The sequence below is a fragment of the Streptomyces sp. NPDC050164 genome (assembly GCF_044459945.1).
Lineage (GTDB): Bacteria > Actinomycetota > Actinomycetes > Streptomycetales > Streptomycetaceae > Streptomyces > Streptomyces coeruleorubidus_A.
Genome location: NZ_JBITJK010000029.1, coordinates 60,609 through 81,493 on the forward strand (window position 1 = coordinate 60,609; position 20,885 = coordinate 81,493).

Here is a 20,885-nt window from a genome sequence, read left to right on the forward strand (position 1 = left end):
GCGAGTGTGGTTGATCACAGGCGTCGATCACGGGCCTCGCCCAGCCCGCATCACGTGACAGCGGCCACAACGGACAGAGAAGGGCCCGTCGCCGAGGCGACGGGCCCTTCTCCTGTACGGCGGTGTGCGGCAGTGGCCGCTCTACTCCGGCTTCCCGCGACCGGTCAGCGCGTCGCGCAGCCGGTCGATCATCCCGGTGCCCGGAGCCAGGAGCTTGTTCGCCGGAGGCTTGTCGGGGGCGGCCGGGTGGGGCCGGGTCGGGGCGGTCTTCTTCGCCCTCCGGACCTTCTCGCCCAGCTCGTTGAGCGTGTCCATCGGACAGGCCTGCCGCAGCGCCGGGAAGAGGTTGCCCTCCTCGTCGGCGATGTGCGAGCGGATCTCGCTCATCAGCATGCCCATCAGCCGGTCGAAGTCGGCGTCGCCCGGGTCACAGCCCTCCAGGTCCTTCATGATCCGCTCGGCCGTGGCGTGGTCCTCGAGCTCCTGGTCGGCGAGAGCGTCACCGTTGGCCACGTGCTCGCGTACGGCCGGATAGAGGTAGGCCTCCTCGGCCACCGAGTGCCGCACCAGCTCGATCGTGACCTGGTCCGCGTACGTCTTGCGGTCCTTGTGACCGGACGGCAGTCCCCCGATCTTGCCGAACATCTCCTCGACTTCGCGGTGATCGGTCACCAGCTCGTCGATGACGTTTCCTCCGTGTCCCATGTCCTTCACCTCCAGCCCCCCGGGTCCCCCGGGCCCCAGGGGGCTAACGCACGGTCCGAGACCCCCCATTCGGTGGCTCAGTGCGGGAGCTTGGCCCGGACACGCCCGGCCGCCGCGGCCGGGCCCGCGGTGGTCCGGACGGAGCGCCGCACCAGACCCGCGTCCCGCCGCAGGCCACGGGCGGCGTGGGTGCCACGCCACAGCACCGAGGGGCGGGCGCCGGTGTCGTCCGCGGCGATCAGCAGCCCGCCGAGCATGGACATGTTCTTGAAGAAGTGGATCCGCTGCTCGGCCCGTTCCGAAGGATCCTCGGCCTCCCAGAAGCGGTGACCCGCCAGCGTCGTCGGCACCAGCGTGGCCGCGATGGCCAGCGCGGCCGGACGCGGCATGCGCCCGGTGGCCAGCATCAGTCCGGCCACGACCTGCACGGCGCCGTTGAGCCGTACGACCTGCTCGGTGCGGTCCGGCAGCGCCGAGACGCGTTCGGTGACCGGTTGTACGACAGGCTCGGCGACCGGGGCGACCTCCTTCGGGTCGCGGACGGAGTTCAGGCCGCCCGTGAGGAACATCGAGGCCAGCATGGGACGGCCGAGCACGCGCAACAGACTCATGGCCCTCTCCAGGGTGTCGGTGGGTACAGCGTTCGCCGGGTTCCCCACCAGGGGCGGAAGCACTCACCCGGTTCGCGCCGCCCGGTGCCGCGCCCAGGCCTCCTCGCGCAGCTCCGCGGACAGCAGGACGTCCACGGCGGTGCACGCGAGGGCCTCCGTCGCGGCGACCAGCACCTCGCGGGCCCGGGGAGAGGCGGCGGCCTCGGCGAACTCCGGAGTGTGGTCGGAGCCGTCGTCGTTCATGATCGCGACGAACGGGTGGATGGCGGGCACCCGCGTACTGACGTTCCCGATGTCGGACGAGCCCAGGTACACGCCGGGCACGGGCGGGGACAGCGGGATCCCGGCCCGGGACAGATGCGCGGCGAACCGCTCGGACAGTGCCTCGCTGTCCCGGAAGTGCTCGTAGCGCACGGTGGCCCGCTCCACCTCGGCGGTCGTGCCCGTGGCCCGGGCCACGCCGTCGGCGCACTCCCGCAGCCGCTCCGGGAGATCCTCCAGCGCCGGCGTCGTGGCCGCGCGCAGACCGAACAGGCCCTCGGCGTACTCCGGGACGATGTTCGTGGCGGTGCCGCCATGGGTGACGATGCCCTGCACGTGCGAGCCCTCCGGCAGCCGCCGCCCCAGCACGGCCAGCACGTTGAACAGCTCCACCAGTGCCGCGAGCGCGTCGATGCCCTCCGCCGGGTTCCCCGTGGGGTGCGCGGCCCGGCCGTGGAAGGCCACCCGGTACTGCACCTGCGCGGTCAGCGGCGCCCGCGCCCAGGTGTACACACCCGGATGGAACATCAGCGCCGCGTCGACGCCGTCGAACACCCCGGCCTCCACCTCCAGGGCCTTGCCGCCCCCGCCCTCCTCGGCGGGCGTGCCGACCGCGAGCACCGACCCGGCGGACTCCTCCGCCACGGCCCCCACCGCCAGCGCGGCCCCCAGGCCCGCCGCCGCGATGAGGTTGTGGCCGCACGCGTGGCCGAGGCCGGGCAGGGCGTCGTACTCCAGCAGCAGCGCCACCGCGGGCAGGCCCCGGCCCCGGCGCGCGGTGAACGCGGTCGGCATCCCCGCCACGCCGCGTTCCACGGCGAAACCGGCCCGTTCCAGCTCGCCCGACAGCAGAGCCGCCGCCAGGTGCTCGGCGAAGGCGTACTCGGGGTCGGCGTGCAGCCGCGAGGCCACGCCCCACAGCTTGTCGGCCCGGGCCGCCACTTCCTTACGGACGGCCTGGTGTACGTCGTCGCGCGTGCGGTCCACAGGGGCCTCCCCGGCGTCGGCTGTGGTGTGTCCCCGACCGGGTTTCACCGCGCGGTACGGCGACACCCGCCGCGTTCTGGCCGGTGTGGCCGTGTCCCCTGGCCGATTTCGCCCTGCCGCGACACTCCCCGCGTCTCGGCCGGTGTGGCTGTGCTCTGGGACGGTCGGGGTGTGGCGGTACTCGTCGCCGATTCGGCTGGTGTGGCTGTGGCCGTTGGCGGGTCTCGCCCTGTCGCGGTGTTCGCCGGGTTTCGCCGGGCGCGGCTGTGTCCATGGGCGGGCAGCCCCTGGGTGCGGCGGGCACTCGCCGCCGATTCGGCTGGTGTGGCTGTCTCTCCGGCGGATTTCTTCTTGCTGTGGCACTCGCCGTGTCTCGACCGGTGCGGCCGCGTCCTTGGGCGGGTCGCCGCCTGGGTGCGGTGGGCACTCGTCGTCGTTTCGGCTGGTGTGGCTGTGTCTCTGGTGGGTTGCCCTGTCGCGGTGCCTGCCGCGTTTGGAGGGGCGCGGTTGTGTCCTTGGCGGGTCGCCGCCTGGGTGCGGTGGGCACTCGTCGCCGTTTCGGCCGGTGTGGCCATGTCCCTTGGTGGATTCGCCCCGCCGCGGTGCTCGCCGCGTTTCGACGGGGCGCGGCCGTGCCCTCGGGCGGGTCCCCGCCCGGCGCCGCCACACCCGTCGCGTTTCGACCGGTGCCCGAGTGCAACACGGTCGGTGTACCCGCCGGGCCACGACAGTGTGGACGCCGCGGCGGCGGCCGGGCGGGCCGGATCTGGGAGGAACCATGGACCACTCGCGCGTGCCCGTCCTTGAGGCGCTGGAGGACTTCCGGCGCCGCGGCGACATCGCCTACGGCCCGCCGGGCCACAAGCAGGGCAGGGGAGTGGACCCCCGGGTCGCCGAGATCGTCGGACTCGACGTGTTCCGCTCCGACGTGCTCTCCCTCAACGGCCTCGACGACCGCCGCCAGTCGCAGGGCGTCCTCAGCCGGGCCCAGGAGCTCATGGCGGACGCGGTCGGCGCCGAGCACGCCTTCTTCTCCACCTGCGGCAGCTCGCTGTCCGTGAAGACCGCCATGCTGGCCGCGGCCGGCCCGGGCGAGAAGCTGCTGCTGTCGCGCAACGCCCACAAGTCCGTCATCGCGGCAGTCGTCGTCAACGGCGTCGAGCCGATCTGGGTGCGCCCGAAGTTCGACGCCGAACGGCACCTGGCCCACCCGCCCGAGCCCGACGACGTCCGCCGGCGACTCCGGGAACACCCGGACGCCAAGGGCATGCTGCTCATCACGCCCACCGACTGGGGCTCCTGCGCGGACATCGGGGGAGTGGCCCGGGTGTGCCACGAGTTCGACGTGCCGGTCATCGTCGACGAGGCCTGGGGCGCCCACCTGCCGTTCCATCCCGCCCTGCCCGCCTGGGGCATGGACGCCGAGGCCGACCTGGTGGTGACCAGCGTGCACAAGATGGGTGGGGCCGTGGAACAGAGCTCCGTCTTCCACCTCCAGTACGACCGCGTCTCGTCCGAGGCCCTGAAGCAGCGGGAGGACCTGCTCGGCACCACCAGTGCCTCCTCCCTCGTGTTCGCCACGCTCGACGGCTGGCGCCGCCAGATGGTCGAACAGGGGTACGAACTCCTGGAAGCCGCCATTCGCCGAGCCGAGCGCATCCGGGCGGTGGTCGCCGACCTGCCGGGTCTGCGGCCCATGGGCCCCGAGGTCGTGGAGGAGGGGCTCGCCGCCGACCTCGATCCGCTCAAGCTCGTCATCGACGTACGCAAGCTCGGCATCAGCGGGATGCAGGCCGCGGAGTGGCTGCGCACCCACCGCCACGTGGACGTCGGCGGCTCGGACACCTGCCGAATCAGCGCCTCGATCACGTACGCGGACGACGACGAGACCGAGACGGTCCTGGTGGACGCTCTGGCCGCGCTCGTCGAGCGGGCGGACACCATCGAGCGGCGGCCGCCGGTCCACCTGCCCGAGCCCTCGGCACTGGAGCTGGAGCAGGCGATGCTGCCCCGCGAGGCGTTCTTCGCCCCGGTCGAGCACGTGCCCGCCGAGCGGGCCGACGGACGGATCGCCGCGGAGATGATCAGCCCCTACCCGCCGGGCGTGCCCGTGGTGGCACCCGGCGAGGTCGTCACCGACGAGGTCCTGGACTACCTGCGCAGCGGTGCCGAGCACGGCGTCCTCATCCCCGACGCGGCGGACTCCTCCGTCCGCACCCTGCGCGTAGTGGCACGAGGGTCAACCACTCACGCCTGAGATGTTGAAAAGTTATTGAGGTGAGTTCTGGGAAAGTTGGCAACCTTCGTCCGAATTCTGGTGATCCGGAAGGTGGGCTGGCGGTGCTGGCCGCGCTCGCCCTGACCGCTGGCTGGGCGGACTGCCGGAACCCTGGACCTTCGAACGCGATTCCGGATATGCCCTGACCTACGTCGTCTTCCACCTCACCGACTGGGGACGCACCGGGCCCGGGGGCCTGCCACCGGACCTGGCCGCCTACCTGGCCGACTGGCTGCCGCCCTGGCTCGACACCTGCCTGAACACCCGGATGTGGGACCTCGGCTGCGAGCTGCTGGCCGTGGCGAGACCCCCGTGCTCCCTTCGACGCCGGAGGCATCCAGGCGGCGGGCGCCGTACGACCTGCTCACGTTCCAGGAGGCCCATCTGCACCCGGCCGGCGCACGCCCGCGGCTGGCCGCCGCCCTGCGCGCGGTGCGCCGCCCGGTGCTCCGCCGGGGGCTCGGGCACCGGCACGGCCCTGGCCGCGCTGTGCACCCGACGCTCCCGCCCCCACGACCCGTTCGTGGCCACCGCGTACGCGCTGCCGGCGGAGGAGTAGCCGGGCCCGCCCGGCGCCGGCGGCACGGACCGCGCCGGCGCCGGACAGCCCTGTCCCTTCGTCACACCCGCTGCCACAGGGCCGGGGTGCGGGTGGGCGCCCACACGTCCTGGGCCTGGTGGGTCTGGAGGCACTGGTAGCGCACACCGGCGTGGCTCACGGTGGCCCCGGCCTCGTAGACCCGGCCCGCGGCCCACGGCTGCGCGACGGTGTTGTCCTGCGGCGCCGGTGCCGGGGAGTAGGCCTCCGCGGTCTTCAGGGTCAGGCCGAACTCGCTGAGCAGCGGGTTGATCGGCTGGTAGTACGTGGTGCCGCCGGTCTTGCAGTCGCCGGTGCCGCCGGAGGTCACGCCCTGCGCCTGGACGCCCGAGACGTACGGCCCGCCGGAGTCGCCGGGCTCGGCGCACACCGTCGTCTGGGTCAGCCCGTCCACCTCGCCCTCGCCGTAGCTGACGCTGGTGTCGTGCTGCTCGACCTTGCCGCAGTGCCAGCCGGTGGTCGAGCCGGAACGGCAGACGGCCGCCCCGACGAGCGCCTGGACCGAGCCGGTGATCTGCACCTTCTGCTCGCCCGCGCCCTTCACGTTCGGCGTCGCCGTCCACTGGTCGTTGACGGCCACCCACGACATGTCCTTGCCGGGGAACGTGGAGGCCTGGAACGTCCCCTGCTCGGCCTTGTCGAACCCGGTCGTCTTGGCGCCCTGCTTGCCGCAGTGTCCCGCCGAGGCGAAACCTTCCTGCGCGCCCTTGGTGACGGAGAAGCCCACGGTGCAGCGGCCGGTGCCGTCGGTGTAGTAGGCGTCGCCGCCGGTGATGTCCGCCATGAGCCGCGGCCGGTTCGCCGTCACCTTGACGCCCACGCTCTTGCCGTCGAGCCCCGCCGCCTTGACGAACGCGGCCGCCGCGGCCTTGCTGCCGGCCTGCACCACGACCCGGTTAGCCGGGACGTCGACGTACCACAGGGGTGTGTCCCGGGTGCTGACGCGGGCGGCGGCCGCGTCCAGCTTCGCCTTCGCCGCCTTCAGGTCGCGCAGCGACTTCTTCACGACGGCCGCTTTCGCGCCCTGTGCCTTGATGGCGGCCACGTCCGCGGTGTCCGTGGTCGCCACCACGAGCTCCTGCGACGTCCTGCCCCGCAGCCAGGCCCCCGCGAAGCGGTCGCCCAGGGCGTTGCGCAGCCGCCCGGCCCGGGTGCCCGCCTCCGCCTCGTTGACCAGCCGCCGCGACGCCTGGGCCGGGGTCAGCCCGAGGTCGCGCTCCAGGGCACGCAGCACCGGAGCCGACGGCCGGTCGGCGCCGAGCGTCTGGGAGGCGGTGGGCAGCGGGCCCGCCGCGGGAGTCGGCTCGGCCGCCGCGGGGGTGGGGAGCCAGGTGGCGACGAGCGCGCCGACCGCGGTCAGGGCCGCCCGGCGGCCGGTGACGGCATGTCTGTCGACCATGCGATGTGTCTCCTTCGTTCACGGATGTAGCTGCCGCAAAACCTCAGGTCTTGCCTGAACGGCCTCGCGCGATGTCCACGGCGGCCCGTTTCGCGCTTTGATGCGGCGAAGGTTGCCAAGTGCAGTACGGTGGCCGCCGCGTCTACGCGGACTCGAGGCCGGGTGAACCACCTCCGTGACGAAGGACGCGGCCGTCGAGATGGCGCTCCCCGGCTTGGTGATGGCCGAGACGGTCCGGAAGTCGACCTCGGCGTTCTCGCGGCCCGGTTCGACGCGGACGTAGCCGCGCCGGCCGTCGGAGTACTTCCGGTGAACTCCGTGCCGATCGTCTTGCTCTGCGGGTCGTCGAAGTCGTCCTTGATGTCGAAGGCGTACCCGACGTGGACGTCGCCGGTGAGGACCATCCCTGCTGGGGCATCAGGTTCCACAGGGCGTCGGAGGCCCGTCGGCCGTCCAGCAGCCAGCGTTCCTGCTCGGCACCGGTGAGGGTGCGCGCCGGGTCGTCCGACTCGGCGCGCGGCGCGTGCGGACGGTCGTTGTAGGCCTGGTCGGAGCGGTACTGGCGGGTGTCGAGGACGTCGAACCGGGCGAGCGAGCCCCGGACCGGCCGGCGGTACAGCCGGGCGTCGGGCCCCTGCGGCAACTGCTCGGCCCGCAGCGGCTGGTTCTCCCAGTGCGCCCGGTAGCCGTCCTGGTAGGCCTGGCAGGCGACGGCGGCCAGCCGCATGGTGTCGGCGTCACTGCCCGCCTCCGGTGCGGTACGGGTACGGCCCGTGGGGCTGGTCCAGGCACCCACCCGGAAACGGTAGTAGTAGTGGCTGTCCGGCATCAGGCCCTCGACGTCGACGTGCACGCTGTGGGCGAGCAGCGCGGGTGCCGCGGTGACGGTCAGGAAGCGACGGCGGGCGACATCCCGTGCCGCGGTGCGCAGTACGGCGTCGTGCGGAGAGAAGGCATGCTCGGGCGGCGGTCTTTGACGGCCCGTCAGCGTCATCTGATGTCCTCTCGTACGGGGCACGAGCAAGCATGCTAAGCAGACAAAATGCCTGGAAACGGCACGACTTGCACGGCGTTCACACCAGAGGCGGTACGGGAGCGGCCCGTCATGTCTCGCCGTCGCTCACGCATCCGTCGGCGACGGGACCGGTGGCGGGCGCAGTCGTTTCGCGGGAGACGAACGGGGACACGAACAGGGACACGAACGGGACATGAAAAACGCCGCCGGCGTCGGCCGGCGGCGGATGGGGGACTGCGCTGTCTAACGGGCCGCTTGTGCGGCGGCCCCGGTGGTCGCGTGGTCGCGGACGGGCAGGTGGTAGACGTGGAAGGCCCGCCCGATGACCGGCTGGGCGACGTTGCGCACCCGCACGCCGCCACTCGTCATGCCGTGTTCCGTACCGGCGTGCGCGTGCCCGTGCACCGAGAGGTCGGCACCGGCGGTGTCGATCGCCTCGGCCAGCAGATAGCTGCCCAGGAACGGATAGATCTCCAGCGGCTCGCCCGCCAGCGTGTCCGGGACGGGGGAGAAGTGGGTCAGCGCGATCCGCGCGTCACAGCCCTCCCCGCCCAACTGCTCCAGGGACGTGCGCAGGCTGTCGGCGCACCGGCGCGAGTACCTGACGAACTCCTTCATGACCGGCTCGCCGAACTCCCCGGCGCAGCGGCCGACGAAGCCACCGCCGAACCCCTTGGTGCCGGCCACTCCGATCCGCGCCCCGCCACTCGCCACGACCGTCCCCTGCCCCTCCAGGACGTGGGCGCCGGCGTCCCGGAGGATGGCCGTGACCTCGTCGGGCCGGTCGTCGTGATGGTCGTGGTTGCCCAGCACGGCGACCACCGGAACCCCGAGGTCCCGGACCTCCCGGGCCACCACCCGGGCCTCCTCGGCAGTGCCGTGCCGAGTCAGGTCCCCGGCCAGCAGCAGGAGGTCCGCGCACTCGGGCAGGGTCTCGAAGGCGGGGCGGAGCAGGCCCTGGCTGTCGGCCCCCATGTGGATGTCTCCGACGGCTGCGATGCGGATCATGCGAGTTCCTCCGCGTGGTCGGGGGAGGACGTCTCGGTGACCACGAGGTCGCTGTGCACCGGGACCCCGGCGAGCTCCTCCCGGACGGTGCGCAGAATCTCGTCGCGGCAGGGCGCCGAGGGCACGGTGCCGGTGAGCAGCACCGTCTGGCCGCGGGCCTCGACCCGCACGCCCAGTTCACCGAGCTCACCGGCGGCGAGGCGGTCCTGGAGGTGAGCGATCCGGTAGTCCAGGTTCTGCTCCGGCTCCCCGCCGCCCGTGTGCTGTGAGCCGTGGGTAGTCATGGGTGTTCCTTCCGCATCAGATGACGTTCAGGCGCTCCAGGAGGAAGAAGAAGGCGGCGGGCATGGGCGCGTCCCCGCACTCGCGCCGCACCCGCCCCCACTCGACCTTCTCCCGCAGGGCACGCGCGATGGGCAGGGCCGCGCCGAAGTCGCAGTGGTGCTCGGAGAAGGCGGCGATCAGGCTCCACAGCAGGTCGGTCGGGGCCAGCACGGGCATGCGCACCGAGTCGACCGAGACCTCCTCCGCCCGCTCCAGCATGTCCGCGCCGACCGGCCGGTGCGCCAGCTCGAAGATGATGTCCACCGGCTGGCCGAAACACGTGGCCTTGATCAGCCAGTCCTCCGGCGGCGTGTAGACCGTCAGCCCGGCCTCGCGGAGCGTGGCCGCCACCGCGTCCGCGTCCTCGGGGCGGATGGCGAAGTCGACGTCGTGCTGGAGGTTCTTCTCGCCGCCGTGGGCGTAGGCGGCCACGCTCCCGGCCAGCGCGAAGAGGTGCCCCTTGCGTTTCAGCAGGGCACCGACCTGCTTGGCCGCCTCCAGGATCGCCTGGTTGCGGTCCAGGGGGAGCGCCTGGGGCGGCTCGTCGGCCTGCGGGTCCTGTGGTGGCGCGGGCTCGGGCTGGTCCGGAGCCAGCCGGAAATCGGGGATTCCCGGTCGCCGGACGAGCGTCGCGTCATCACCGTTCTGCGTCATGACCACTCCATTCGCCGAACCGGGCACCCCGCCGCCGCACGGTGCCCGGACCCGTGACGGCCTGCGTGCCTGCTCTGAGTACCCGGAGCTGTCACGCCGACACTGAAGGCCCCCGATGAGCACCGGGACGGGGGCCGGTTTCCGCCGACGCCGGCCGCGCCGGGCCGAGCGGGCTGCCCGACCCGCCGTCACCAGCCGCCCCCGGCCCTGTCACCGCCCCGGGGCGGTGCTCCACCACGGCACACCCCCGGACGGGTCGCGCAGCGCGTTCGTCGCGCAGTGCACCTCGCCGCCCGCCAGGTGCGACCAGGCGAAGTTCTCCACCCAGTGCACGCGTACCCCACCGGCGGCGAGCGCCTCCTGCGCGGCGGCGCGGAACAGGTCGCGGCCGTCCACCTTCGGCCCGTGCGGATCGGGCGCGGCGTAGTCCCGGGCGGTCAGCGACAACCCGTTGGCGATGCTGGGGGAGTAGGCGATCGCGCCCTCCGGCACACCCGGTGCCGGGCCCGCCATCGCGTACAGCACCGGCACGCGCACGAGGTCGCTGCGGGACAGCCCCGTCTCCCGCAGCAGCACGCCGATCTGGTCGTCGATGTGGCGCGCCGCCTCCTCGTTGCCGGCGAGGAAGGCGCCGTCGGCCAGCAGCGCGTCGACGGTCGGCTTGTGCTCCGCCGTCGTGTCCGCGAACAGCCGCTGCCCGCCCTCCCCGGCGCGTTGCGCACGGCGCAGCAGCTCCACCGCCTGCCGGGGGTCGGCGACCGCCAGTGTCCAGCCGCGCTCGTTGCGGGCCCGCACCACGTGCACCGTCTCGTCCACATGACCGACCAGCAGCCACGAGGTGTCGATGGTGACGGCCGGCTGCGTGCCCTGCGCCTCGATCATCCGCACGAACGCCGGGTCGGGAGCCCGGCGCGGGGCCGTGCCGTACAGCACCCGCCCGTGCGGGTGGCCCTTGTACGGCGGCACGGACTCGAAGTTCCCGGTGAAGTTCTGAAGGTCGATGCCGCTCGGCCCGCGCCCCGGCGTGACCTGCTGCACCACCCCGACGTCGGGTCCCCGGAAGTCACGGAAGAGCAGCCGCGCCGAACGGCTCAGGGTCGCCTCGCCGCCCTCGGGCGGCGCCCACAGCACCGGCGCCCGCAACAGCACCCGCATGCTGTGCACCCCTGCGCCGGGCGCCGGGACGCTCGCCGCGGCCGGTTCGACCATGTCCTGCCGCCAGATGTCCCGCCACCACTGCTCCGTACCGGCCGTGAAGGTCACGTCCCGCCCGGACAGCCCCGCGGCACCCGCCGCCCGCACCAGCGAGGAGGCGAACGGCCGCCACTCCCGCGGCCGGTAACCGCCGCCCACGCTCCAGGGACCGGGCGGGACACCGAGGCCCGGGCCCGGCTTGGCCGCGAAGATCCGCTCGGCACGCTGGAGATCGTGCTGGAACAGCACGGGCGCCACCTTCAGCCGCACCCGGTCGGACGTGCTGCGCCCCCGGTCGGTCACGGTGAGGGTGACGGTCACCTCGCCGCCCCAGCGCCGGGGGTCGCGGACGATGTCCCGCCCCTCCAAGGCCAGCTCCACACCGGCCCGCAGCTCACGGCCCGTCAGCGGCCCGCGCAGCGCCCGCAGCGCCCCGTCACGCCGGACGAACAGACGGATGTACGGCCGCTGCGCCGCCGGCACCTCCACCCGCCCCGCTCCCTGGTCGCCGACCGCGAGCGGCGCGATGCGCAGCGGTGCGAGATCCGCCTCGTCCCGCACCCCGTTGACCCGCTCGTCCGCCGCGTCATGGCAGGCCGCGAGCCGCTCGTCGACCGCCGGGTCGACACGGTCCAGACCACCGAGGCGCATCCGGCAGCGCCGCGAGTCGTCGTCGACGTTCGCGAGGAAGACGGCCCCGCGGCCCGGCCGCCACGCCTCCTCGCCCGCCTCGTCGGACGACCCCGCGACATCCACGCGGCCGTCCTGGTTCACGTCGGCGCGCAGGTCCGCGACCGGCGGCTGTTTCCGTGCGGCCGCCGTCGTTCCGGTGGCGGCGACCAGCAGGGCCACGGTGACCACCGCGGTGCGGCGCGGCACGCGCCGCCTGGGCGTTTCGGGCATGACGAGTCTCCTCGGGGCAGGTGAGGGGGCCGGTACGGAGGACGTCCGCAGACCATGCTCGCCCGCGCCCGCACGCCGTACATCCTGCTGCGCGCCGAGCCGGCGACTACATCGATGGATCTACCTGTCGGCCGGACCCTCCTCCCCACGGCGGCCCGGGCGGACCACGTCCAGTGGGAGCCCGGGCCCGCCTGGTGACGCTGGCCTGGCACGGGCTCCTCGGCTGAGATCTCACCCGAACAAGACAAGCGCTCGCTCCACTAAAGGCGGAATATGGGGCAAAGAGCTGGGAAACCGGTTGAAGCCGCTGGACAACGCGCGTATGGAGGTCGCCATGAACCAGGAGACATCACGTTCGCCCGATCTTCCGCAGCCGTTGCGGGCCGTCGCCTCGGGTCTGAGGCACCTGCCGGGTGCGGAGCAGGTGGGCAAGGTGGCCGGAGACGCCCTGGACCGGATCGGCGCGGTGTCGCCGCGCGGGCGCCGGATGGCCGTCTACGCCGGTGCCGGAGTGCTCGGTGTGGCCGGGGTGGTGGAGTGGCCGGTGGCGCTGACCGGCGCGGCCGTCGCCTGGCTGACGCAGCCGAAGCCCGGACAGCGATCCGACGGCACATCAGCGAACGGCGGGACACGGTCCGGTCAGACCGCAGAGCGCCGTTCCGGAGCCGGCGGTGAGGGCAGGCCGGACGATCAGGACACCTCGTCCTACGGCCCCGGCGACAAACTCGCCATGTCCCACTACCGGCACGACCGGCCGGAGCACCACGTCCACGAACAGCCCGCGAAAGTGGGCGACACCGCCACCGCCTCCGCGCTGAAGCAGGTCGCCGAGGCCACCGCGCACCACGGCCCGCACGGGGAGGAGCCGGATCGGGAACAGACCCGCCGGCAAGGAAACGACAGCCGGCCCACCGGCTGAGTCGGGAAACAGGAGATGCTCACACGTTTCGACGTCGCCCCGCTCGTCGGTGCCATGGCTGGGGCGGCGGCAGGCGCCGCCCGCAGCACCGCCCAGGGCGTGACGTCCGTCTACGACACCACGCGGCGCGTCCGCAACGTCGCGCGCAACGCCCTGTCCGGCGGACAGCAATGGCGGGCGGACCGGCGCGTCCACATCGCCCTGCGTCGGTCCGACGGCGACACCGCCAGCCTCGCCCGCAAGGTCGCCGGGGAACTGCTCGACCACCCGGACGTGCTCGCGGCGTACTGGGACGAGGGACTGGCCCGCCTGGTGATCACGGTGGCCGAGGACGCCGTCACCGACCGCGTCGGCGAGCGGGCCGCAGCGCTCGCCGCCCGCCTCGGCCTGACCGAGGGCGCCGACCCGGTCGCCCAGGAGGCCGCCCACCCCGGCGACCCCGGCGAAGTGCGCGTCACCGCTGCGGCGATCCTGCTGGACGCCGCCGGCGCGGCCGGCGCCCTGGCCGGCCGGTCCTTGCGCCTGCCGCCCACCTCACGCATCGTCACCGCCACCGTCACGCTGCTGCGGGAGAACCCCCGCTTCCGGGCCCTGCTCCGGCAGCGGTTCGGCACCTCCGGCATGGAACTCGTCCTCGCCGCCGCCAACGCCGCCACGCACGGCGTCGGCCAGACCCCGCTGGCGCTCGTGCTCGACGGCCTGCTGCGCAGCAGCCAGCTGACCGAAGCCGTGGCCAAGGCGGCGGCCTTCGAGGCACTGCACGACGACATCTGCCACGAACGGCGCACCAGCCTGCCCTGCCCTGCGGACACCCGGCCGCCGCTCAAGGTGACGCCCGCCCAGGAGTACGCCTCCCACGCCAGCACGGGCAGCGTCGCCGGCGCCGCCGCCACCCTCCTCGTCACGCACTCCGCGAAGGAAGCGGCCGAAGCCGTCCTCGCCGGATCCCCGAAGGCGGCCCGCTACGGTCCGGCCGCCTTCGCCGCGACCCTCGGCACCTTCCTCGCCCACGCCGGGATCCTCGTGCGCAGCGGGGAGCGCCTGCGCCAGCTGGAGATCGCCGACGCCCTCGTCCTGCACGCCGACGCCCTGCGCAGCCGGCGGCAGGACGCCGAAGGCGACACCGACGGGCTGCCCGACGACCCGGTCCATCCCTTCGCCGAGGCCGTCCTCGACGCCGCCCGCCGGGCAGGACTGCACGTCGTGATCGCGGGCGGCTCGGACCTGAAGGACATCGTCCGGCTCGCCGACGAGGTCGCCCCGGGCGGCAAGCCGTTCGGAGACGTCGTACGAGCCCTCCAGGACGACGGTCACGTGGTGGTGACCGTCGCCCGCCTGGACGGCTCCGCCGACGGGCACGTGGCGGCCGGACTACCCGCCGGCGACGTGGCCATCGCCCTCACCGACGGCCGCGCCGCCGTCTCCTGGGGCGCCGACGCGCTGGCCTCCGGCGGACTCGCCGACGTCTGGCGGCTGCTGACCGCGATCCCGGCGGCCCGGCGCGTCGCACGCCGCTCGCAGACCCTGGCCCGCGCCGGGGCGGCCCTGTCGGGGCTCCTGGTCGCGCGCGGCGGGCAGCCCCCGGGCCGCCACCTCCTGTGGCCCCTCACCCGGCACGCCCCCGTCAACATCGCCGCCGCGAACGCCCTGCTCGCGGGCTGGCTCGAAGCCGTCCGGGTGGCCCGGGCCACCCCGCCCCCACCCCGGCTGCACATCCCCTGGCACGCCCTGGAACCCGACGAGGCCCGCGACCGGCTGGGGCGCACCCGCCGCGACGGCGAGCCCACCGGACTCGCCCTGCTCGCCGACCGCTCGCGGCAACAGGCCGCTCGCCTGGGCAAGCACCCGGCCGTGGCCCCCGTCCGCTGGACCTGGCAGGCGGCCGGCGCCGTACGCCGCGAACTCGACGATCCGCTCACCCCCGTCCTGGCCACCGGCGCCGTCGCCTCGGCGCTGCTCGGCTCGCTCGTCGACGCGCTGCTGGTCGTCGGCGCCATGGACCTCAACGCCGTGACCGGCGGACTCCAGCGGATGCGCGCCGAACAGGCACTGGCCCGACTGGCGGCCCGGCAGCAGCCCAAGGCCCGCAAGCGGGACGGCCGTAGGCGCACCGTCACCGTCGACGCCGCCCGGCTGCGACCCGGCGACGAGATCACCCTCGGCGCCGGCGACGTCGTGCCCGCCGACGCCCGGCTGCTCGACGTCGACGGTCTCGAGGTCGACGAGTCGGCGCTCACCGGCGAGTCCCTGCCGGTCGCCAAGGCCGTCGAGGCCACCCCCGGTCTGCCGGTGGCCCAGCGCACCTGCATGGTGTTCGAGGGCACGACCGTCGTGGCCGGACGCGCCACCGCGCTCGTCGTGAACACCGGCGACCAGACCGAGGCGGGCCGCGCCGTCACGCTCGCCGCCCGCACCCCGCCGCCCGCCGGCGTCCAGGCCCGGCTCCAGGAACTGACCCGCAAGGCCCTGCCGGTGACCTTCACGGGCGGCGCCGCCGTGACCGGGCTGTCCCTGCTGCGCGGCAGTCCCATACGACGCGCCGTCAGCGGCGGTGTCGCGGTCGCGGTCGCCGCCGTACCGGAGGGGCTCCCGCTCGTCGCGACGGTCGCGCAGATGGCGGCCGCCCGCCGGCTCTCCCGGCGCGGCGTCCTGGTCCGCACCCCGCGCACCCTGGAGGCGCTCGGGCGGGTCGACACCGTCTGCTTCGACAAGACCGGCACCCTCACCGAGAACACACTGCGCCTGGTCCGCGTCGCCACCGCCGACGGCACCGTGCTGCCCGTGGACACCGAACAGGCCCTGCCGATCCTGCGCCTGGCCGCCCGCGCCTGCCCGCAGGAGGAGACGGGCCAGGGCCGCCGCGTCGCGCACGCCACCGACGAGGCCGTCCTCGACGTCGCCCCGCCCGACCAGGGCTGGTCACCGACCGGCGAGCTGCCCTTCGAGACGCGGCGGGGCTACGCCGCGGCGATCGGCCGCGACGGCGACCCGGACTTCGGCGAGCTCCTCGTCGTCAAGGGCGCCCCGGAGACGATCCTGCCCGCCTGCCGGGACCTCCCCGACGGCACGACCGACACCGCCCACGAGCTGGCGGGACAGGGACTGCGCGTCCTCGCCGTCGCCCGGCGCCCCTGCCGGGCCGACGACGCCGACGCCGAACTCGACGCGCCGCTCACGGACCTGGTCTTCAGCGGTTTCGTCGCCCTCGCCGACGTCCCGCGCGAGACCTCGCAGGCCCTGCTCGCGTCACTGCGCCGCTCCGGCATCCTGCCCGTCATGCTCACCGGCGACCACCCGGAGACCGCCCGCGCCATCGCCCTGCAACTGGGCTGGCCGGAGGAGACCGAGGCGGTGACCGGCGACGAACTCGTCGCCATGGAGCGCCGCGAACGCGTCCGGGTGCTGCGCGGCGCGGGTGTCATCGCCCGGGTCGCACCCGAGCAGAAGCTGCACGTCGTGGAGGCCCTGCAACAGGCCGGGCGGGTCGTGGCGATGGCCGGCGACGGCGCCAACGACGCCGCCGCCATCCGCGCCGCCGACGTCGGAGTCGGCATCGAGTCCCGCGGCTCCGCGGCCGCCCGCAACGCCGCCGACCTCGTGCTCACCTCCGGCGACCTGTCCGTCCTGGTGGACGCGGTCGCCGAGGGCCGGGCCCTGTGGCGCAGCGTCGCCGACGCGGTGAGCATCCTCATCGGCGGCAACGCCGGCGAGGTCGGCTTCAGCGTCCTCGGCACCCTGCTGGCCGGCGCCTCGCCCCTGTCGACGCGCCAACTGCTGCTGGTCAACCTGCTCACCGACATGTTCCCGGCCATGGCGGTGGCGGTCACGCCGAGCGACGACCCCTCGACGGCGGAGCACGCCGAGACCGGCCCGATGGGTCTCAACGTCCTCGGCGCGCCGCTGCTGCGCTCCATACGGCGCCGCGGCGTCACCACCTGCCTCGGCGCGGTCACGGCGTACCTCATCGGCCGCCTCACTCCCGGCACCGAACGCCGCTCCACCACCATGGCCCTGTGCGGCGTGGTCGGCGCCCAGCTCGTGCAGACCCTCTCCGGCCGGCGCCACAGCCCGCTGGTGTGGGCGACCGCCCTCGGCTCGGCCGCCGTGCTCGCCGCCCTCGTCCAGACGCCCGGCGTCAGCCACTTCTTCGGCTGCACCCCGCTGGGTCCCGTGGGCTGGGCCGGCGTGGCCCTGGCCATCGCCCTCTCGGCCCTGGCCCCGCACCTGGAACGCCTCCAGTCGGTCCACACCCTCTACGACGCCGCGGCACGACTCGCCCTGCGCCTCGACGACCTGAGCCGGAAGGCCCGGGAGCGGCTTCAGAGCGGGGTGGCCCGGCCGGTGGGGGCGTAGCGGGCGACGACAGGGCGACGACAGGGCGACGACAGAAGGCGGCCGCCACCACGTGCAGTGGTGGCGGCCGCCTTCTGTGCCTGATCAGACCTCGCCGCGCCAGGCCCCGGTCTCCGTCCCACGGGCCTCCACGAACTGCTTGAACCGCCGCAGATCACCGGAGACCTGCCGCTTGACGAACCCGAGCTTGTCGCCCGCCGTCTCGGCCACGCCACTGGGGTCGAAGTCCATCTGAAGCATGACCTTGGTCGTGTCGTCCTGGATGCGGTGGAAGGTGACCACCCCGGCCTGCCTGGCCTCGCCGTTCACCGTGGTCCAGGCGACGCGCTCGTCGGGGATCTGCTCGGTGATCTCCGCGTCGAACTCCCGCTGCTGGCCGCCGACCTTCGTCACCCAGTGCGTCAGGGTGTCCGTGCGCTGCTCGATGCGCTCGACACCGTCCATGAACCGGGGAAAGTCCTCGAACTGCGTCCACTGGTTGTACGCGGTGTGCACCGGGACGCGGACCTCGATGGATTCCTCTACCTGTGACAAGGCGATACCTCCCTTTCTCGTACGGAGAGCGACGGACGGGTACCAGATCTCGCGCCGGACACGCATGGTCGTCACGACTTGTAAGGTCGGATGACGTGGCCACCTTGCTGATCGTCCATCACACGCCCTCGCCCAACTGCCAGGCGATGTTCGAAGCCGTCGTCTCCGGGGCGACGGACCCGGAGATCGAGGACGTCCGGGTCGTCCGCGTGCCCGCGCTGTCCGCCACCGCCTCCGACGTCCTCGCCGCCGACGGCTACGTCCTAGGCACCCCCGCGAACCTCGGCTACATGTCCGGCGCCCTCAAGCACTTCTTCGACCAGGTCTACTACCCCTGCCTGGACGCGACCCGGGGCCGGCCCTTCGGCTACTGGGTGCACGGCGGGAACGACGTCACCGGAGCCGTGCGGGGCATCGAGTCGATCACGACGGGCCTCGGCTGGCGCCGCGCCGCCGAGGCCGTGACCGTGACCGGCGAGCCCGGCAAGGGCGACGTCGAGAAGTGCTGGGAACTGGGCGCGACGGTCGCCGCCGGACTCATGGGCTGAACGGGTCAGGTCCCTTCCATACGGCGCCGGTCCTCTTCGTCCCACGTACGGGTGTCACGCGGCTGTGTGTACGGCTCGGCCTCGGGCGGATGACCACCGGCGATGGCCCGCTGCCGGGCCGTCTCCGCGTCGAACTCCAGGCCCAGCAGGATCGCCAGGTTGGTGATCCACAGCCACACCAGGAAGATGATGACGCCGGCCATCGTGCCGTAGGTCTTGTTGTACGAGCCGAAGTTGGCCACGTAGATCGCGAACCCGGCCGAGGCGGCCATCCAGATCAGCAGGGCCAGCACGCTGCCCGGTGTGATCCAGCGGAACCCCTTCACCTTGGCGTTCGGGGTCGCCCAGTACAGGATCGCGATCATGATCGTGACCAGCACCACCAGAGCGGGCCACTTCGCGATCGACCACACCGTCAGCGCGGTGTCCCCGATCCCGAGCGCGGTCCCGGCCTGCCGGGCCAGCCCACCCGTGAAGACCACGATCAGCGCGCTGATCACCGCCATCACCATCAGCACGATCGTCACTCCCAGCCGCACCGGCAACAGCTTCCACACCGGCCGGCCCTCGGGCATGTCGTAGACGGCGTTGGCGGAGCGGATGAACGCCCCCACGTAGCCGGAGGCCGACCACACCGCGAGGACGAGACCGACGATCGCCATCAGCGAGCCGATACCGGCGTTGCCCTGCAACTGCTCGACGGCCCGGGTGATGATGTCGCGGGCCGCGCCGGGGGCGAACTGCTGGACGTTCTCGAGCACCCTGTCCGTGGTCGACCTGCCGGTGATGCCCAGCAGCGACACCAGCACCAGCAGCGCCGGGAACAGCGCCAGCACCCCGTAGTACGTGAGCGCGGCCGCCCGGTCGGTCAGTTCGTCGTCCTTGAACTCCCTCAGGCTCCCCTTCAGCACCGCTCCCCACGACTTGCGGGGGAGGTCACTCGGACTGTCCGGAGCCGCTCGCTCCACTTCGGGCCCCGGGCCGGGCTCCTCATCCGGCCTCGGCGCGGGCCTCTCCGCAGCACGAGCTGGCTCTTCCGAAGCCGGAGCAGGCGCCCGGCCGGGGGCGGAGGACCGAGGTGGAGCCTCGGTCGCGTGATGTTCTTTTCGTCCCGGAATATGCAGCTTCACCATGTGGACCGGGTAACCCCGAGCTGGGCAGTTAAGCCGCGCTCGCCATGCCGGCATCGGCTGTCCGCCGCCGAGTCACCCCCGCAGGGCGAGCCCCCGCCGCTCCAGCGCCTCCGACAGCACACGCACCGCCTTCGGTCCGACCCCGTGCAGTGCCAGAAGTTCCGCCCGGGAGTGCTGTGCCACCCGCTCCAGCGTCGTCACGCCGGCACCGAGCAGGGCCTGCGTAGCGGGCCGGCCGATTCCGGCGGGCAGGTCGCCACCGGGGCGGTCGGCCGCCGCCTCAGCCGCGGCGAGCGACGCGGCCAGCCGCTTCGGGGCGCGGCTGAACCAGGCCACCCGGACCAGGGCGTTGAGGTCCTTGCCGTTGATGTCGGCGAGCGGCACGCGGAAACCGATCGGCGTGCCCGTGCGCACGAGACGCTCACCGGCCGGATGCGCGGCCAGGGCGGCGTCGGTCTCCTCCTGCGACAGGCGCAGCTGCACCCGGCCGTCCTTCGTCACCGAGGCGAAGCCCCTGCCCCGCACGGAGAAGGCGACCATGCCGAAGTACGTCCCCTCTTCCACCTCCGGGAGGGCGAGCGCGGCCTTGCGCAGCTGGGTCACGGTGGTCATGGCCGGAGTTTCGCATACCCACCGCTCGGTTTCAGGGCCCTCGGCGAGCTCCCCGAATCGGGTTGAGGGAGCGCTCCCGGCACGGGCACGATGCCGCCATGACCAAGCTCCCCGCCATCCGCTCGTACCGCCCCGAGGACCGTCCGGCCCTCGACGACATCTGCGTCCGCACCGCGCACAACGGCCAGGACAGTCGCCCTCATTACACGGACCCGGGCATCATTCCGGCCACGTTCGCGGCTCCGTACGTCCATCTGGAGCCGGACCTTGCCTTCGTGCTGGACGACGGACAGGGACAGGCGGTCGGCTACATCCTCGGCGCGGCGGACACCCCGCGCTTCGCCGAGGCCTTCCGCACCACATGGCTACCGCTGGTCGCCGACCGCTACCCGAAGCCACCGCAGCCGCCCCGCACCCCGGACGAGGCGATGGCGGGACTGCTGCACGACCCTGAGCGGATGGTGCTGCCCGAACTCGCCGCCTACCCCGCGCACCTGCACATCGACCTGCTGCCCGAGTGGCAGGGGCGCGGCCAGGGCCGCCGCCTGATGCGGACGTTCCTGGCGACCCTCCAGGACAGGGGAGTGCCGGCCGTCCACCTGGCCATGGCCACCGCCAACACCCGGGCCAGGGCCTTCTACGACCGCATGGGCTTCCACGAGCTCGACGTCCCCGAGCCCGGCTCGGCCACCTACCTCGGCCGCACCACCAAGGAACTCGACCGGCTCTGAAGAACCCTCCGTCGAGCGCATCGAAGGCATCGAAGGCATCGAACCCGCCAGGGGACACGGAAGTGGCGCAATCGCACGTTGCCGACCTCGGGCATCGGGCGCAGCCTGTGCTTGCGGG

Annotated in this window: 17 protein-coding genes and 3 pseudogenes; 8 read left to right on the forward strand and 12 right to left on the reverse strand. The window is 73.4% G+C overall.

The window, feature by feature from the left end; all coding sequences use genetic code 11:
- Positions 1–141: 141 nt before the first annotated feature.
- The 3 genes from ACIBNA_RS30870 to ACIBNA_RS30880 form a co-directional block, all read right to left on the reverse strand.
- Positions 142–705, reverse strand: a complete 564-nt coding sequence (locus ACIBNA_RS30870; protein ID WP_399168465.1) for a hemerythrin domain-containing protein — start codon at positions 703–705, stop codon at positions 142–144.
- A 77-nt stretch (positions 706–782) separates the two neighbouring features.
- Positions 783–1,316 carry a DoxX family protein gene (locus ACIBNA_RS30875; protein WP_399168466.1) on the reverse strand — a complete coding sequence of 178 codons (534 nt, stop codon included), beginning with the start codon at positions 1,314–1,316 and terminating at the stop codon, positions 783–785.
- Positions 1,317–1,379: 63 nt separating this feature from the next.
- A complete protein-coding gene (locus tag ACIBNA_RS30880; RefSeq protein WP_399168467.1) occupies positions 1,380–2,564 on the reverse strand; it encodes an amidohydrolase in 1,185 nt (394 codons plus the stop codon).
- A 778-nt stretch (positions 2,565–3,342) separates the two neighbouring features.
- On the opposite strand from ACIBNA_RS30880, the gene ACIBNA_RS30885 reads away from it, so the two are divergent.
- The 3 genes and pseudogenes from ACIBNA_RS30885 to ACIBNA_RS30895 all read left to right on the forward strand — a co-directional run.
- Complete coding sequence (locus ACIBNA_RS30885) at positions 3,343–4,821, forward strand: aminotransferase class I/II-fold pyridoxal phosphate-dependent enzyme (RefSeq protein ID WP_399168468.1); 1,479 nt, start codon at positions 3,343–3,345, stop codon at positions 4,819–4,821.
- A 103-nt stretch (positions 4,822–4,924) separates the two neighbouring features.
- A pseudogene (locus tag ACIBNA_RS30890) lies at positions 4,925–5,146 on the forward strand (DUF6895 family protein); the annotation flags it as partial.
- A pseudogene (locus ACIBNA_RS30895) lies at positions 5,145–5,401 on the forward strand (penicillin-binding protein); the annotation flags it as partial. The pseudogenes ACIBNA_RS30890 and ACIBNA_RS30895, both read left to right, overlap by 2 nt.
- 61 nt (positions 5,402–5,462) lie before the next feature.
- Here the strand turns inward: ACIBNA_RS30895 and ACIBNA_RS30900 are convergent.
- The 6 genes and pseudogenes from ACIBNA_RS30900 to ACIBNA_RS30925 form a co-directional block, all read right to left on the reverse strand.
- A complete protein-coding gene (locus ACIBNA_RS30900) occupies positions 5,463–6,839 on the reverse strand; it encodes an alpha-lytic protease prodomain-containing protein (protein WP_399168470.1) in 1,377 nt (458 codons plus the stop codon).
- Positions 6,797–7,833 (reverse strand): annotated as a pseudogene (locus ACIBNA_RS30905) (alkaline phosphatase D family protein). Before ACIBNA_RS30905 ends, ACIBNA_RS30900 begins: the two are co-directional and overlap by 43 nt.
- 264 nt (positions 7,834–8,097) lie before the next feature.
- Positions 8,098–8,862 (reverse strand): metallophosphoesterase, encoded by a 765-nt coding sequence (locus ACIBNA_RS30910; RefSeq protein ID WP_399168472.1) that lies wholly within the window; start codon positions 8,860–8,862, stop codon positions 8,098–8,100.
- Positions 8,859–9,146, reverse strand: a complete 288-nt coding sequence (locus ACIBNA_RS30915; RefSeq protein WP_399168473.1) for a BON domain-containing protein — start codon at positions 9,144–9,146, stop codon at positions 8,859–8,861. The genes ACIBNA_RS30910 and ACIBNA_RS30915 overlap by 4 nt, the downstream gene beginning before the upstream one ends.
- Positions 9,147–9,162: 16 nt before the next feature.
- Positions 9,163–9,840: a nucleotidyltransferase family protein gene (locus ACIBNA_RS30920; protein ID WP_399168474.1), complete on the reverse strand. Its 678-nt coding sequence runs from the start codon at positions 9,838–9,840 to the stop codon at positions 9,163–9,165.
- 210 nt (positions 9,841–10,050) lie between these two features.
- A complete protein-coding gene (locus tag ACIBNA_RS30925) occupies positions 10,051–11,937 on the reverse strand; it encodes a protein-arginine deiminase family protein (RefSeq protein WP_399168475.1) in 1,887 nt (628 codons plus the stop codon).
- Positions 11,938–11,991: 54 nt separating this feature from the next.
- Between ACIBNA_RS30925 and ACIBNA_RS30930 the strand changes: the two genes are divergently transcribed.
- The 3 genes from ACIBNA_RS30930 (at position 11,992) to ACIBNA_RS30940 (ending at position 17,209) form a co-directional block, all read left to right on the forward strand.
- A complete protein-coding gene (locus ACIBNA_RS30930) occupies positions 11,992–12,135 on the forward strand; it encodes a hypothetical protein (protein ID WP_399168476.1) in 144 nt (47 codons plus the stop codon).
- A gap of 136 nt (positions 12,136–12,271) precedes the next feature.
- Positions 12,272–12,856 (forward strand): hypothetical protein, encoded by a 585-nt coding sequence (locus ACIBNA_RS30935; RefSeq protein ID WP_399168477.1) that lies wholly within the window; start codon positions 12,272–12,274, stop codon positions 12,854–12,856.
- Positions 12,857–12,871: 15 nt separating this feature from the next.
- Positions 12,872–17,209 carry an HAD-IC family P-type ATPase gene (locus tag ACIBNA_RS30940; protein ID WP_399168478.1) on the forward strand — a complete coding sequence of 1,446 codons (4,338 nt, stop codon included), beginning with the start codon at positions 12,872–12,874 and terminating at the stop codon, positions 17,207–17,209.
- 84 nt (positions 17,210–17,293) lie between these two features.
- Here the strand turns inward: ACIBNA_RS30940 and ACIBNA_RS30945 are convergent, their stop codons facing one another.
- Positions 17,294–17,743 carry an SRPBCC family protein gene (locus tag ACIBNA_RS30945; protein WP_399168479.1) on the reverse strand — a complete coding sequence of 150 codons (450 nt, stop codon included), beginning with the start codon at positions 17,741–17,743 and terminating at the stop codon, positions 17,294–17,296.
- Positions 17,744–17,838: 95 nt separating this feature from the next.
- Between ACIBNA_RS30945 and ACIBNA_RS30950 the strand changes: the two genes are divergently transcribed.
- A complete protein-coding gene (locus tag ACIBNA_RS30950) occupies positions 17,839–18,291 on the forward strand; it encodes an NAD(P)H-dependent oxidoreductase (protein WP_342456340.1) in 453 nt (150 codons plus the stop codon).
- Positions 18,292–18,296: 5 nt separating this feature from the next.
- Here ACIBNA_RS30950 and ACIBNA_RS30955 read toward each other — a convergent pair whose 3' ends face one another.
- Both ACIBNA_RS30955 and ACIBNA_RS30960 read right to left on the reverse strand, forming a co-directional pair.
- Positions 18,297–19,478, reverse strand: coding sequence for a YhjD/YihY/BrkB family envelope integrity protein (locus ACIBNA_RS30955; RefSeq protein ID WP_399168480.1), 1,182 nt, complete (start codon positions 19,476–19,478; stop codon positions 18,297–18,299).
- A gap of 18 nt (positions 19,479–19,496) precedes the next feature.
- Complete coding sequence (locus ACIBNA_RS30960) at positions 19,497–20,036, reverse strand: hypothetical protein (protein WP_399168481.1); 540 nt, start codon at positions 20,034–20,036, stop codon at positions 19,497–19,499.
- Between the two features lie 98 nt (positions 20,037–20,134).
- Between ACIBNA_RS30960 and ACIBNA_RS30965 the strand changes: the two genes are divergently transcribed.
- Positions 20,135–20,767 carry a GNAT family N-acetyltransferase gene (locus tag ACIBNA_RS30965; RefSeq protein ID WP_399168482.1) on the forward strand — a complete coding sequence of 211 codons (633 nt, stop codon included), beginning with the start codon at positions 20,135–20,137 and terminating at the stop codon, positions 20,765–20,767.
- Positions 20,768–20,885: the final 118 nt, after the last annotated feature.